Source organism: Streptomyces sp. NPDC044064 (assembly GCF_056434245.1).
Window position 1 is genome coordinate 148,303 of the sequence record NZ_JBWKFN010000017.1, and the last position, 12,968, is coordinate 161,270.

At 70.6% G+C, this 12,968-nt stretch carries 17 protein-coding genes; 3 read left to right on the forward strand and 14 right to left on the reverse strand.

The features are described 5' to 3' along the window. Positions 1-53 precede the first annotated feature (53 nt). The 10 genes from AC07DS_RS26920 to AC07DS_RS26965 all read right to left on the reverse strand — a co-directional run bounded on the left by AC07DS_RS26920 (position 54) and on the right by AC07DS_RS26965 (position 7,134). The gene (locus AC07DS_RS26920) at positions 54-1,700 is read right to left on the reverse strand and encodes an APC family permease (RefSeq protein WP_479149248.1); all 1,647 of its coding nucleotides are present in this window, start codon (positions 1,698-1,700) and stop codon (positions 54-56) included. Positions 1,701-1,806: 106 nt separating this feature from the next. After that, the gene (locus AC07DS_RS26925) at positions 1,807-2,763 is read right to left on the reverse strand and encodes a hypothetical protein (protein WP_479149250.1); all 957 of its coding nucleotides are present in this window, start codon (positions 2,761-2,763) and stop codon (positions 1,807-1,809) included. 92 nt (positions 2,764-2,855) lie between these two features. Next, positions 2,856-3,614 carry a PIG-L family deacetylase gene (locus AC07DS_RS26930; RefSeq protein ID WP_479149252.1) on the reverse strand — a complete coding sequence of 253 codons (759 nt, stop codon included), beginning with the start codon at positions 3,612-3,614 and terminating at the stop codon, positions 2,856-2,858. A gap of 67 nt (positions 3,615-3,681) precedes the next feature. Next, entirely contained in the window at positions 3,682-3,984 is a 303-nt protein-coding gene (locus AC07DS_RS26935; protein ID WP_479149253.1) for a hypothetical protein, read from the reverse strand. Beyond that, on the reverse strand, positions 3,981-4,211 hold the full coding sequence (locus tag AC07DS_RS26940; protein WP_479149255.1) for a hypothetical protein: 231 nt from the start codon (positions 4,209-4,211) through the stop codon (positions 3,981-3,983). The genes AC07DS_RS26935 and AC07DS_RS26940 overlap by 4 nt, the downstream gene beginning before the upstream one ends. 145 nt (positions 4,212-4,356) lie before the next feature. Then, positions 4,357-4,671 (reverse strand): hypothetical protein, encoded by a 315-nt coding sequence (locus AC07DS_RS26945; RefSeq protein WP_479149257.1) that lies wholly within the window; start codon positions 4,669-4,671, stop codon positions 4,357-4,359. Continuing rightward, positions 4,668-5,417, reverse strand: a complete 750-nt coding sequence (locus AC07DS_RS26950) for a MerR family DNA-binding protein (RefSeq protein WP_479149258.1) — start codon at positions 5,415-5,417, stop codon at positions 4,668-4,670. Before AC07DS_RS26950 ends, AC07DS_RS26945 begins: the two co-directional genes overlap by 4 nt. Before the next feature lie 167 nt (positions 5,418-5,584). Beyond that, a complete protein-coding gene (locus AC07DS_RS26955; protein ID WP_479149260.1) occupies positions 5,585-5,998 on the reverse strand; it encodes an arsenate reductase ArsC in 414 nt (137 codons plus the stop codon). 30 nt (positions 5,999-6,028) lie between these two features. After that, complete coding sequence (locus tag AC07DS_RS26960; protein WP_479149261.1) at positions 6,029-6,763, reverse strand: aquaporin; 735 nt, start codon at positions 6,761-6,763, stop codon at positions 6,029-6,031. Continuing rightward, positions 6,760-7,134 (reverse strand): ArsR/SmtB family transcription factor, encoded by a 375-nt coding sequence (locus tag AC07DS_RS26965; RefSeq protein WP_479149263.1) that lies wholly within the window; start codon positions 7,132-7,134, stop codon positions 6,760-6,762. The genes AC07DS_RS26960 and AC07DS_RS26965 overlap by 4 nt, the downstream gene beginning before the upstream one ends. A gap of 104 nt (positions 7,135-7,238) precedes the next feature. On the opposite strand from AC07DS_RS26965, the gene arsM reads away from it, so the two are divergent. After that, complete coding sequence (gene arsM, locus AC07DS_RS26970; protein ID WP_479149264.1) at positions 7,239-8,132, forward strand: arsenite methyltransferase; 894 nt, start codon at positions 7,239-7,241, stop codon at positions 8,130-8,132. A 536-nt stretch (positions 8,133-8,668) separates the two neighbouring features. On the opposite strand, the gene AC07DS_RS26975 is transcribed toward arsM, so the two are convergent. The 3 genes from AC07DS_RS26975 to AC07DS_RS26985 all read right to left on the reverse strand — a co-directional run bounded on the left by AC07DS_RS26975 (position 8,669) and on the right by AC07DS_RS26985 (position 10,466). Then, a complete protein-coding gene (locus AC07DS_RS26975; RefSeq protein ID WP_479149266.1) occupies positions 8,669-9,232 on the reverse strand; it encodes a dihydrofolate reductase family protein in 564 nt (187 codons plus the stop codon). Positions 9,233-9,441: 209 nt separating this feature from the next. Then, entirely contained in the window at positions 9,442-10,272 is an 831-nt protein-coding gene (locus AC07DS_RS26980; RefSeq protein ID WP_479149268.1) for a sigma factor, read from the reverse strand. Continuing rightward, positions 10,269-10,466 carry a GntR family transcriptional regulator gene (locus tag AC07DS_RS26985; RefSeq protein ID WP_479149270.1) on the reverse strand — a complete coding sequence of 66 codons (198 nt, stop codon included), beginning with the start codon at positions 10,464-10,466 and terminating at the stop codon, positions 10,269-10,271. Before AC07DS_RS26985 ends, AC07DS_RS26980 begins: the two co-directional genes overlap by 4 nt. 62 nt (positions 10,467-10,528) lie before the next feature. Here AC07DS_RS26985 and yczE point away from each other — a divergent pair, with 62 nt between their 5' ends. Further along, positions 10,529-11,221 (forward strand): membrane protein YczE, encoded by a 693-nt coding sequence (gene yczE / locus AC07DS_RS26990; protein WP_479149271.1) that lies wholly within the window; start codon positions 10,529-10,531, stop codon positions 11,219-11,221. Between the two features lie 290 nt (positions 11,222-11,511). Continuing rightward, a complete protein-coding gene (locus tag AC07DS_RS26995) occupies positions 11,512-12,405 on the forward strand; it encodes an alpha/beta fold hydrolase (protein ID WP_479149273.1) in 894 nt (297 codons plus the stop codon). On the opposite strand, the gene AC07DS_RS27000 is transcribed toward AC07DS_RS26995, so the two are convergent. Further along, a complete protein-coding gene (locus tag AC07DS_RS27000) occupies positions 12,341-12,952 on the reverse strand; it encodes a TetR/AcrR family transcriptional regulator (protein WP_479149275.1) in 612 nt (203 codons plus the stop codon). The two genes, AC07DS_RS26995 and AC07DS_RS27000, sit on opposite strands and share 65 nt — an antisense overlap. Between the last annotated feature and the right edge of the window lie 16 nt (positions 12,953-12,968).

Consider the following 12,968-nt stretch of genomic DNA (forward strand, 5'->3'; position numbering starts at 1 on the left):
GCGCACGGCCGAGCCATGGGGTGTGAACCGTCAGCGCCTTCGGTGCCGGACGGTCAGAGGATGGTCTCCTCCTCCGGGACGACGACCTGGTCGACCATGTGCTGGATCTTCTCGGTCGGCAGGGCGACCGCCAGGGCCCAGTAGTAGACGAGGAGGCTGAACACGGCGACCACGCCGATGTCCCACCAGAGCGGGAACCAGGGGTGCTTGAGGGGCCCGAAGTCGCTGAGGTAGACGATGAGGCCCATGCCGACGAGGTAGACGGGCAGCCACTGCGCGGCGCGCAGGTCGAGCTGGGGCGTGATCGGGTTCATCTTGAACACGCGGTTGGCGATCAGGATGACGTAGCCGATGAGGATGGCGACGCCGAGCTTCCAGTCGGTGTCCCACCCGGACCACAGGATCAGCAGGTTGGCCACGACGAAGGCCAGCGGCGACATCCAGCTGCCGCCGGGCAGCCGGTAGGGGCGGTGGGCGTCGGGCAGCCGGTTGCGGAACACGCCGAAGGACAGCGGGGCACCGGCGTACATGAGCACGCTGGCGCTGGTGATCAGCCCGACCAGGGAGCGCCAACTCGGGAAGGGCAGGAAGCAGATGCAGCCGATGACGAACGCGGTGATCAGGCCGACCCATGGGACGCCGCGCCGGTTGGTGGCCTCGAACGCGGTGGGCACGTAGCCGTTGCGGCTGAGACCGTACGAGACCCGGGAGGAGCCGGTGATGTAGATCAGACCGGTACCGGCCGGCGAGATCACGGCGTCCAGGTAGAGGATCGTCGCCAGCCAGCCGAGGCCGATGAGCGTGGCGACCTGGGCGAACGGTCCGCTCAGGGCGGTGAACGCGGAGGTGGCCCAGTGGCTGCCTATCTGGGACGCGGGCAGGGCGGCGAGGAAGCTCACCTGCAGCAGGATGTAGATGATGATGCCGAGGACGATGGATCCGATCACGGCGCGCGGGATGTCGCGCTTGGGGTTGGAGCTCTCGCCGGCGAGTTGGTCCGCCTGTTCGAAGCCGAGCAGGGCGAAGATGATGCCGCTGGTGGAGACGGCGGACAGGATGCCCTTGGCCCCGTAGGGGTTGAATCCGTCGGCCGCGGTGAAGTTGCCGGTGTGGAACTGGGCGACGGCCAGCACGAAGATCGTCAGCAGCGGGACGCCGACCTTCCACCATGTGGCCGCGCTGTTGGTGCGGGCCAGCAGACGGATGCTCAGGAAGTTGATGGCCGTGATGACCGCCATCAGACCGACGGCGACGGCGATGCCGGCCGGGGTCAGGACGTGCTCGCCGCCCTGGATCTTCTCCCAGCCGCTCGCCCAGGAGTAGTGCTGGGCGTAGGTGATCATCGCCAGCACCTCGATGGGCGCAACGGTGGCCGCCTGCAGCCAGGAGAACCAGCCGAATGAGGCCCCGGCGGCGCCGCCGAAGGCGTAGTGCGGGAAGCGGGCGGTGCCGCCGGAGACCGGATACATGCCGCCGAGTTCGGCGTGCACCAGCGCCAGGATCAGGATGGCGAGGCCACCGATGGCCCAGGAGATGATCGCCGCGGGGCCGGCCGCGGCCAGTGCCGTCTGAGCACCGAACAGCCACCCGGATCCGATGATCGACCCCTCCGAGGCCCAGATGAGCCCGATGAAGCCGATCTCGCGCCGCAGCCCGGGGTGGTGGGTTCCTGAGGAAGGTGCCGTTTCCGATGTGGCCATGCCCCACACCCCCTCAGTAGGTGATGCTCACCACCATCGTGCCACGGTGTGGCCCGACCCGGTTGGGTTGCGACGCCGAGGACTTGGCGGTGCGGCGGGCGTCGGTTCACTGCCCTGCGGTGGCCCTCCGCTGTGCCTGGTCGAACTCGGACACAGGGTCGCCGCCGGCGTGCCAGGGCCACCCGGTGACGGCGCCGCCGATGGCCTCGAACACCGGACGGGCCTCGTGGCGCCGGTCGGCGGCCATCAGCGCGTAGGCGAGGACGTTGAGGTCGGCCAGCGTCTTGGCATGGCGCAGGAACCCCGGCTGCACCCAGGTCGCGGCAACGCGGTCGAGTGCCTGGGCGGCCATCGCCTGGGACCAGTGGTTCCGGGCCACCAGTGCTTCGAATCCGCCCCGGCCCAGGACGGACTGGTACTGCAGGACCTGGGCGGTGAGTTCCGTGACCGCGCAGGGCGCATTGGCCGGCATGCGGGCGCACAGGGCGTCCACGAAGTCCAGGACCTGGATGCGGGAGCCCGCTTCCTCGGGGGTGAGATAACCGAGCATGCTCAGGTAGGCCTCGCGGTTCCAGCGGTCACGCGCGAGCACCTCGTTCCACACGCCGAACACCTGGGACTGCTCCCAGCGTTGCAGGCGGGCCAGCCCCAGCAGCACCACCCAGGGAGTGGGGTCCTCCGGGACGATGTCGGCGGCCCGGAGACAGGCGTCCGTGGCGTCACCGGTGTCGTCCGGGCGCCCCTGCGAGCGTGCGCGTGCCAGCTGGGTCCATGCGTGCAGCACGAGCGCGCTCGCGTTGCGTGGCTCGCGCGTGGCCCAGGACCGCGGCAGATGCGAGTCGGCCAGGAAGTCCGCCAGGGTGCTCAGGCGGTGCGTCCGGCGGTCCCAGTCACCCGGTTCCTGGTCGAGGAGCCGGGTGATCTGCGCCGCGCACAGGTCCGTCGTCGCGATCGTTCCGGTCCTCGTGGTGGCCAGCAGGGACTTCAGCAGCCTGCCCAGGTCCTGGTCGTCGAGTTCCGGGGCGAGGCGTACCCGCTTGCGGCGACTTGAAAGAAAGGCCATGTCGGGAGGCTAGAGGCGGCCAGGAATAACGCAAGGTTTCAGCCAAGATCGTTATGGATTACACGAATCACCAGGGTCATCCCGTACCCGGCTCAGGCGGTCAGTTCCGTCTGGGCGGGCGGCACGGAGACGAGGGGGTGGCGGATGTACCACTCGGTGGAGAAGAGCCGTGCCCGAGCCTCGCGGGGAAGACCGGCGACGAGGCCGGGTACGGCTCCGCGTTCCACCTCGGTGCGATGAGCCAGTACGGCGGCGACCTTCTGCTCCGTCCAGGGGCCGACGTCGACGGTCGCGGTGACCTGTTCGTCCGGAACGCTGTACACGGCTTTGTGCACGCCGACCACGTCCCTCAGCGCGGACACGGCGGAGTGCGGGTGCGTGGCCAGGTAGAGGGCACGCGGCTGCCAGGGGGCACCCGCGTCGGGGCGGAACTGCTCAAGTCCGGCCGCCTGGGCTGCGAGCAGGGCCACCCGGTGAGTGTGCACGTGGTCCGGATGGCCGGTCAGCCCGCCGTAGGCGTCGTGGGTGACCATGATCTCCGGGCGGAACTCCCGGATGTGGGCCACCAACCGCCCCACCGCCTCGTCCAGCGGAGCGTCGCAGAACCGCGCACTGCCCGGGGCCGATCGAGGCACCCGCGCATCGGCGTAGCCGAGCATCCGCGGCGCGCCGGCCCCGAGGATGCGCAGCGCTTCGGCCAGCTCCGCGGCGCGCGGGGTGTCGGCCGCCCAGGTCGCCGTGACAACTCCGACGCGGGCACCCGCAGCGGCGTGCCGGGCGAGCACGCCCCCGGCGAACAGCGACTCGTCATCCGGATGAGCGAAGACCGCGAGCAGGCTCGGCACGGGCACGGGGGCCGCCTTCCGGGGAGGGGCCTGGATCATAGACCAGGGGGCCTACCTGCGGCGGACCGGCGACTTACTGCAACTCAGTGGCGCCGTAAGCCATTTGCACGGGCCGCCACCAGCCCGATAACGCCGATCCCTCCGTCGCGGCGGGCCCGTCCGAGCTCTCCGCGACCGCGTGCCCCCGCTCCCACGCCATCAGCAGCCGCTCTCCGGCGTCCGCGCCCTCGGCGAGCCGGATGACGACCTTCTCGTCGCTGCCGTACAGCCCGACCCAGTCTCGCCAGGTACGGCGGGCGGTCGCGCCGTCGGCCCACTCCCCCGTGACCGTCGGGCCGCCGGCCACGAACTGGAGGTGGACCAGGTGCGTCGTCACGGCAGCGGCTCCAGGGCGCGAGCCCGGCGGCGCAGCTCCACCCGCGCCGCCGGTGTTCCGGCCGGACCGGACCAGTACGGGTGCCACAGCAGCCGCCCGGACAAGGCCAGCAGGCGGCGGCGCAGGGCGGTGGGGTGTACCGGGTGGGGCGCGGCGAGTGCCACGTACGTGCGGTGCCAGTCCACCTGGAGCTGCAGGAGGTCGGGCGGGAAGGGGACGTGCTCCATACCTTCAATTAGGCCACATGTTCGATTTCCGAGCCAAGCCGACACAAGGGTCCCTGCTGCTGTGACGGAGTGCTTCAGCCGTGGCCCGGGCCAGGGTGAGCGGGTTGACGATGAGGACGACTCAGGGCAGTGGCGGTACGACGCCTCAGACCGTCGGCGCCGTGTCCTTGTGCGGCGGGCCGAGGGTGGGCATGCCGAGATCGCTACGGGCGGGAGCGGTACGGCAGGCGGCTGCCCGACGACGACGGCGGCACAGGACGAAGACCCCGACGACGGCGGCGACGGCCGGCACGGCGAGGGTGGGCACCCACACGGCGCCGATCGCGGAGGCGGCCCCCACCCCGCCGAGCACGGCCAGGAGCGGGCCCGCGCAGCACACCGCGCACACGGCCGGCGCAACCGCTCCGGCGCCGAACATGCCCCAGGGCCGGGCGGGACGGGAGGACGGGGTGGTGGTCATGCGAGTGCCCCGAAAAGGTCGGCCGGCATCCCGGTGGCGCCCTCCGGCGCGCGGACGGTCAGCTGGAGGGCGTCCGGGGTCAGGTGCAGGGTGAAGTCGAAGAAGGCGCAGCAGCGCTGCTCGGCGGTGGCGAGCGCCGCGATCCGGCCGGCGAGTTCGGCGTTCGGCGGGAAGGACAATCGCGGCCCGTCGTCGATCTCCTTGTGCCGGACGGCCTTCCCGATGAGCGTGCGCCACCCCTCGGTGCGCTCTCCCACCTCGGCGTCGCCCAGGGTGCAGGCGACCGGTACATCCCGCCACGCCTCTTGCCCCGGCTCGGACGCCGGGCCCGTCGTGGCGCGGGGCGGGGAGAGCGTCACCGGCACGGGCCCGACCGGGCGCGTGCCCGTGGTGGTGCAGCCGCAGTCGGGCCCGCAGGCACCCTCGGGCGCCGGACCCGACAGCGTCGTGAGGACACCCGCCAGGTGAGCGGAGAAGGCGCGCAGCTCCGTGATCCGGCCGTCGGTGTCGGCGATCCGGTCGGCGACCAGCGGCAGCATCCGGGCGCGCACGGAGCCGCAGGCGCCTTCCTCCCGGACGTCCAGGAGTTCACGGATCTCCTCCAGCGCCAAGCCCAGCAGCTTCGCCGAGGAGATGAACGCCAGCCGGTCGACCGTGTCCTCACCGTAGACCCGGTACCCGGACGCGGTCCGCTCTGCCGGTAGCAGCACGGCACTCTCGTAGAAGCGCAGCGTAGTCGCCGGCACGTTCGGCGAGCTGAGAGATGCGGTAGGTCGTCACAGCGCCGACGGTGAACCTTCAACCCGACTCGATGGTCAAGCCGTGACTCCCCATGAGCAACCCACCTCCAGGGCCCGGCCCGTGCATCGCCCGCGGACGGGTTCGCCCGCGTCGTCGCTGCCCACCGCGTCGTTCAGGCGGGCGCGATTTCGGCGATCAGCCCCTCGACCATCGACCTGATCTCGTCCCGGATCGGCCGGACGGCCTCGACGCCCTGGCCCGCCGGGTCGTCGAGCTTCCAGTCGAGGTATCGCTTGCCGGGGAAGACGGGGCACGCGTCGCCGCAGCCCATGGTGATGACGACGTCCGACGCCCGGACCGCCTCCGTGGTGAGAATCTTCGGGGTCTCGGCGGAGATGTCGATGCCGGCCTCGTCCATCGCCTGCAGGACGGCAGGGTTGACCGTCTCGGCGGGAGCGGAGCCGGCCGAGCGGACGTCGATGCGGTCGCCGGCGAGGTGGGCGAGGAAGGCAGCGGCCATCTGGGAGCGGCCTGCGTTGTGGACGCAGACGAACAGCACGGACGGGCGCGGGGCGGGAGTGCTCATGTGCAGGATCTCTCTCTGAGAACGGATCGGTCAGTAGGCGACGGGTTCCGGCTCGCCGTGCGGGACGCCGGCCCCATCCACTGCGGGGGCGGGGCGGCCGTAGACCGCCACCACGGCGCCCAGCCCCAGCACGGCTCCGAGCGCTTGAGCAGCGATGAAGGGGGCGACGGAGGCGGGCGCGATGCCGGCGAAGGTGTCGGTGAAGGCCCGGCCGATGGTCACCGCCGGGTTCGCGAACGACGTGGAGGAGGTGAACCAGTAGGCGGCCCCGATGTAGAAGGCCACCGCGGCCGGGGCGAGCGCGGCGCGGCCGATCCGGTCGAGGCCGAAGATCAGCAGGATCAGCCCGGCCGTGGCGACCACCTCGCCCAGCCACAAGTGTCCGGCGGACCGGTCGTGCGTCGAGAACTTCACCAGCGGCGCGGCGAACATCGCGTCGGCCAGGATCGCCCCTCCGATCGCACCTGCGATCTGGGCGGGCACATACGCGACAACGTCCCGCAGGCTGAGGCCGTCCGGGGTGCGGCGGCCGGCGTACCAGGCGGCAAGCGTGACGGCCGGGTTGAAGTGGGCGCCTGAGACCGGACCGAGCAGCAGGATGAGCACGCCCAGGCCGAACACGGTGGCCAGGGAGTTGGCGAGCAGCTGAACGCCGACGTCGCGCGACAGCACGGTCGCCTGGATGCCGGAGCCGACCACCACCGCGACCAGCAGGGCGGTCCCGATCGCCTCGGCCGCGACACGGCGGGCGAGGGAGACGTTCACGTGTCGGCTCCAGCGGTCTGCGAGGTGGCCAGGAAAGCGGCGAGCCGGTCCAGGACACCGGGCAGCACCCAGTAGTAGACCCAGGTGCCGCGCCGCTCGCAGTCGATGAGCCCGGCCTGCCGCAGGAGCTTGAGGTGGTGGGAGATAGTCGGCTGCGACAGGTCGAAGGCGGGGGTCAGCTCACACACGCACACCTCGCCCCCCGTGCCGCGCGAGGCGATCATCGACATCAGGCGCAGCCGGATCGGATCACCCAGGGCCTTGAAGACCTTCGCGTGCTCGACCGCCTGGTCCTCGTCCAGCGGTGCGGTGGACAGCCCCCGGCAGCAGGCGGCGTCCTGGCCGATCAGCTGAAGCTCTTGTTTCGACATGCCTCTATGTTGACGTTTTTCGAATCAAGGCGCAAGGTTGCATTCATGAACGTCGATAAAGGCCGTTCCGGGCCCGTGCTGTGGCCCTTCCAGGGGAGTGAGTCATGAGCGAGCAGTCCACCGACCTGCGCGAAACCGTCCGACGGCGGTACGCCTCGGCGGCCGTGAAGGTCATCGAGGGAGGCACCGCCTGTTGCGGGTCCGAGCCGGTCGAGGTCGACGGGAACTTCGGCTCCGCCCTGTACGCCGCGCACGAGCGCGACGCCCTGCCGGCGGAGGCCGTCGCCGCGTCCCTCGGCTGCGGCAACCCCACCGGCGTGGCCGAGCTGCGCGAAGGAGAACGTGTCCTGGACCTCGGCTCCGGCGGCGGCATCGATGTCCTGCTCTCCGCCCGCCGCGTCGGCCCGAGCGGCAAGGCTTTCGGGCTGGACATGACCGAGGAGATGCTCGCCCTGGCCCTCGCCAACGCCGCGAAGGCGGGCGCGACGAACGTCGAGTTCCTCAAGGGCACGATCGAGGCGATCCCACTGCCTGCGAACACCATCGACGTGGTGATCTCGAACTGCGTGATCAACCTGTCGGTCGACAAGCCCGCCGTGTTCACCGAGACGTTCCGCGTGCTCAGGCCCGGGGGCCGGATCGGCGTCTCCGACGTCGTCGCCGACGACACCCTCACCGCCGAACAGCGGGCCGAGCGCGGCGACTACGTCGGCTGCATCGCCGGAGCCCTGTCCTTCGCCGAATACCGGGCGGGCCTGGAGGCGGCCGGCTTCACGAACATCGAGATCACTCCGACCCACCCGGTCGCCGACGGCATGCACTCCGCCATTGTCCGCGCCACCAAGCCCACCATCAGCCCGGACACCGCCACAGCGTCCGCCACGGAGCACTCCTGCTGCGGCGTCATCGCTTGCTGCACCCCGGCCGAGCAGGCAACCGCCCCATCCGCCACAGTCGGTGAGGCCAAGAGCGCCGCCGGATGTGCTTGCCAGGACTGACTCCCGCTTGGGGGCGCAGCAGCCGGCTGTGCCGGCCGGCCCGGTGGCGGGACATCGTCGGAACGAACAAGGCGCCTCGCGCCTGCGCGTCGCGGCGGTCCGGCGCTCTCCTCGCCGTCCCGTTCCCGATGGGCGTCGCCCCGCACTGGGCCGGCCCGCTGTCGGGTGTGATCTCGGGGGCCTCGGGGGCTCCGGGAAGACGATGAATGGAGTCGCTGTGGATCAGGAACCTTGGACCCGCCGCGAGACGTCGCATCCGGCACTGCGTCGCCGTGCTGCCTGGCCAAAAGTCCAGGGACTCCGGCCTGGGCCGGCTGACCCTTCCGGGGGCTTCCTGCTTCGCTGCGGTGTGCCGGGGCTTTCGTCCTGGTCCTTGCGGTTCCTGTCCGCTGAGGATGGCACCCCGCTGTGGGTCTCCGAGGCCGAACCGGGTCCGTCCCGGACATCACCGCAGCCCGACTCCATGCCCTGCCCGCCTTGTACAAAGTGGCCGCCAACTGCCTTACCACCCTCACGTCACCCTCGGCCCGAGCCGGCTAGCGCGCCACGCGGTGGCGGAGGTAGACGACTCCCGAGCTGAAGGTGCGGGTCTCGACGAGTTCGAGATCCACCCGGCGCTCGCGCTGGGGGAAGAACGGAATGCCACCGCCAACCAGCACCGGGTGGACCATGGCCCGGTACTCGTCGATCAGACCCAATGCGGCCACCTCGGCGGCGAGAGTCGCACCGCCGATCGCGATGTCGCCCTCCCCCGCCTCGGCTCGCAACCGCTCGATCTCCTCCGCCAGGCCGCCGGAAGCCAGACGGGCATTACCCTGCACCGCCGACAGCGTGGTGGAGAACACCACCTTCGGGAGCGGATTCCAGAGCGCGGCCCACTCGAGCATCGAGTCGTCGAGCGATGAATCCTGGTCGGCGGTCTCCCAGTACAGCATCGTCTCGTACAGGCGTCGTCCCAACAGGTGGACGCCGACCTCTCGGATCTCGTCGATCCAGAAGCGAAAGACGTCCTCGTCGGGCGCCGTCCAGTTGAAGTCGCCGTCCGGCCCGACGATGTAGCCGTCAAGCGAGACGCCCATCGAATAGGTCACCCTGCGCATCAGAAGTCCTCCTCGGTGACGGGTTCGACAGTACGACCGCCGAATCCCGCAAAACTCATCGTGGCCGGCGGGATCCCCTGGGCCGAGCCACATCACGAGATCATTCGATGAGCAAACCTCGGTGAGATTTTCTCCGAGGCTCAGTTCAATGTCTCTGTGGGATCCGACGTGGACCACTTCGAGTGTGCGCGGCCTTCGCCGGTAGGGAGTCACACCGGGTCCGGCAGGTCCGTGAGCGCGAGTTCGGCCGGGCCGACCACGGCGGTGATCTCGGTGATGTGGCCCTCGGCGACAGTGAAGGCCAGGAGGGAGGGCGGGGTGCCGTCCTCGCTCCAGGAGATGACGCCGGGGCGGCCGTTGACGGTCGCCGCATGCCCTAGTGCCACGCTGCCGGCCACTCGCGCGCGGGTGGCGACTTCGGTGGCCCCGAGCGTGACGAACGTGCCTTTCGGGGTGTGGACGGTGAACCTCACTTCGGGGTGGAGAACCTGCAGCAACTGCTCGAACCGACCATCGCGGGCGGCAGTCAGGAAGGCTTGGACCACATCGTGTTGTTGTCGTCGGGCGCTTGCCGGCTGCTGGGCGGCTTGTGCTTTCCTGCGGGCGCGGCCGGCGAGCATTTTGGTCGCGTCGGCGGATTTACCGAGAATGGTGCCGATCTCGCCGAAGGGCACGGCGAACACGTCGTGCAGCACCAACGCCAGGCGTTCGTCAGGACGCAGCGAGTCAAGAACCGTGAGAAGAGCGAGGCCGACGGAGTCCCCGAGTGCCACAAGGTCTTCCGGAGCAGGAGCGTCGTCGAGCGTCACGGTGAATTCGGGTAGCTGGTCGCCGAAGGAGACTTCTGGGCGCGTCCGGCCCGAACGCAGGACGTCGAGGCTGATGCGGCCGACCACGGTGGTCAGCCAGCCGCCGAGGTTGTCGATGGTGTCGGTGTCCTGGCGGGAGAGACGCAGCCACGCCTCTTGGACCACGTCTTCCGCATCGGCATGTGATCCGATCTGGGTGATGCGAAGCCGGGACAGCGCCGCCGACTTCACGTATGGCAGCCAGGCGCTCTGCTGACGCCGAGCGCGGTCGCCAGGTCGCGTTCGCTCGGCAGGGCCGCCCCCAGGGAGAGCCGTCCGTCCAGAACCAGCAACCGCAGCCTGTCGGACAGGCGTTGGTGCGCCGGCCCGGGCCCCTCCCGCCATGTCCCCACCATGCGCGCCACCGCGTGCGAACTGATCTTCACCGAACCAGGTTAATGAATCTGGCTATGGAATCAGTGTCCAGACGACGCCGAGGCTTACCGCCATGGCTCCTTCTGCTTCCACCGCCCACCTGTCCGTCCCGGCCCGTCACGACCGCCCTGCGGTGACACGCATGAACGCCTTCGACCAGCTTCGGGCAGGCCGGACTGCACGTCGTATCCCCCAACTCCTGCTCGGTCTGGTGGGGTACGGCGCCGCCGTCATGACGCTCGTCCGGTCCGGTCTCGGCACGGCCAGCTGGAGCGTGCTCACGGACGGCACGGCGAAGACGCTCGGCATCTCGTTCGGATGGGCCACCGACCTCACCTCGCTCCTGGTGCTCCTCACCTGGATACCGCTGCGCGAACTGCCGGGCCTCGGCACACTCCTCAACGTCGCGATCGTCGGCTTCGCCGCGGACGCCACCGCGGCCGTGCTCCCCCGCCCCCACGGGACACTTGCCGAGATCGGCTGTCTCGTCGTCGGCCTCGTCGGGCTGGCCTTCTTCGATGCGCTCTACCTCGGCGCGCAGTTCGGCTCGGGTCCGCGCGACGGCATCATGACGGGACTCGTACGACTCACCCGCCTGCCCGTCGCGGTGGTGCGTACCGGCATCGACGTCGCCGTCGCCGGCCTCGGCTGGATCCTCGGTGGAACCTTCGGGGTCGGGACAGTTTTCGTCGCGCTGTGCATGGGGCCTCTCGTCGGCTGGTTCCTGCCACGTCTGACCGTTCGCCTTCCCGCCGCCACGGCATGAGCCGGTGTCGGTGGAGTGGCCGGAAGGCGGATCGCTTCTGCCTGGGCCGAACGGGTGACGCCCTCCCGCGCCCCTGGTCGCTGATCACCCCTGCGGTACGTCAGGCGGCACCGCCGAAACGACGGCAGAACCTTCTCCTGGCACTCGCCCGGGGCGGCCTTGCGGTCGGTGGAGGAGGGGGCGTCGGTGCAACTGGGGGACAGTCGTCTCGGACACACTGGGATCCGACCGGTACCAGCGGCACCCGACCGGTGCCGGCGACATCGCCTTGTCCGGAACGGAGTGCATGGATGCGCAGCGGCATGTTCGCGGTGGACCACGCCGAGCTGTACTACGAGATCCGGGGCGGCGGGCCGGCGCTGCTGCTCGTCAGCGGGGCGGGCGGGGACGCCGGGTACTACAGTGCCGTCGCCGACGAGCTGGCGGACGCCTTCACGGTGATCACATACGACCGGCGGGGCAACTCCCGCAGCACCGGACGCAGCGGCGCGCCCATGCGGCTGGCGCAGCAGGCGGCCGACGCCCGGGAGCTGGTCGAGGGCCTGGCCGGCGGCCGGGCGCTGGTGTTCGGCAACAGCGGCGGCGCGATCATCGGGCTCACGCTGGCCGCGTCGTGTCCCGAGGTGGTGTCGGGTCTGATCGCGCACGAGCCGCCGGCGGTGAACGTCCTGCCCACCGGTGATCCGGCGCGCGGCTTCTTCGCGGAGCTGGCCGCGCTCCACGCCGAGGGCGGTGGCCCGGCGGCGGGCCGCCGGTTCGCGCAGACGGTGCGCGGCGAGGGGACGTATCGCTGGCCGGACGACCTGTGGCAGCGGTTCCTCGGCAACCAGGACCATCTCTTCGGATCCGAGTGGCCGGGCTTCGCCGCCTTCCAGCCCGACGAGGCCGCGCTGAGGGCGGCGCCCTTCCCGATCGTGCTCGGCGCCGGTGCCGAGGACCGCGGGCTGTACTACGCGCGGCCCTCCGTCGAGATCGCCCGTCGGATCGGGGCGCCCTGGACCGAGTTTCCCGGCATCCACATGGAGTTCCTCCGCGGCCCGGTGGCGTTCGCCGCCGCGCTGCGGACGCTGGCGACCCAGATGCACACCGGCGGGGGCCGGGTGCCCGAGCTGTGGGAGGTCAGTCCACCGGCACCGAGTCCGGCAGGCCCAGCGCCGCGGACACCTGACGCCAGATGGCCGTGAGGGCGCTGTCCAGGGTGACCGTCGGGTCGCGGAGCATGAGGCGGATGCCGTAGCCGTCGCTCAGGGACAGGACGAGTGTGCTGAGGTCGTCCACGTCGGTCGGTGTGAACTCGCCGGACTCGATACCGCGTCGTACCGCGCCGGCCACCCAGGTGTGCAGCTGCGCGTACAGGTCGACGGCGAAGGTCCGGGTGGTCTCGTCGCGCAGGGCCCGGGCCCACAGTTCCTGCCACAGCCGCCAGTCCTGGCGCAGTTCGGGATCGGTCGGCAGCAGGCTGCGCAGGGTGCGGGCCAGGATGACGGCCGCCGGAGCCGTGTCCGCGTCGCGGTCGACGTCGAGGGCGGTGTTGGCGAAGGAGTGGGTCATCGCCTCGGTGAACAGCTTCTCGCGCGTGTCGAAGTGGTAGTGCAGCAGCGCCGTGGACACACCGGCGCGCTCGGCGACCATGCGCATGCGGATCTTCTCGAAGCCGATCTCCGCGATGACCTCGCACGCCGCGGTCAGGATGCGCTCGCGTGTGTCTGCCGTGCGCACCTTCGTGGACACCCTGCGGCTCCCCTCG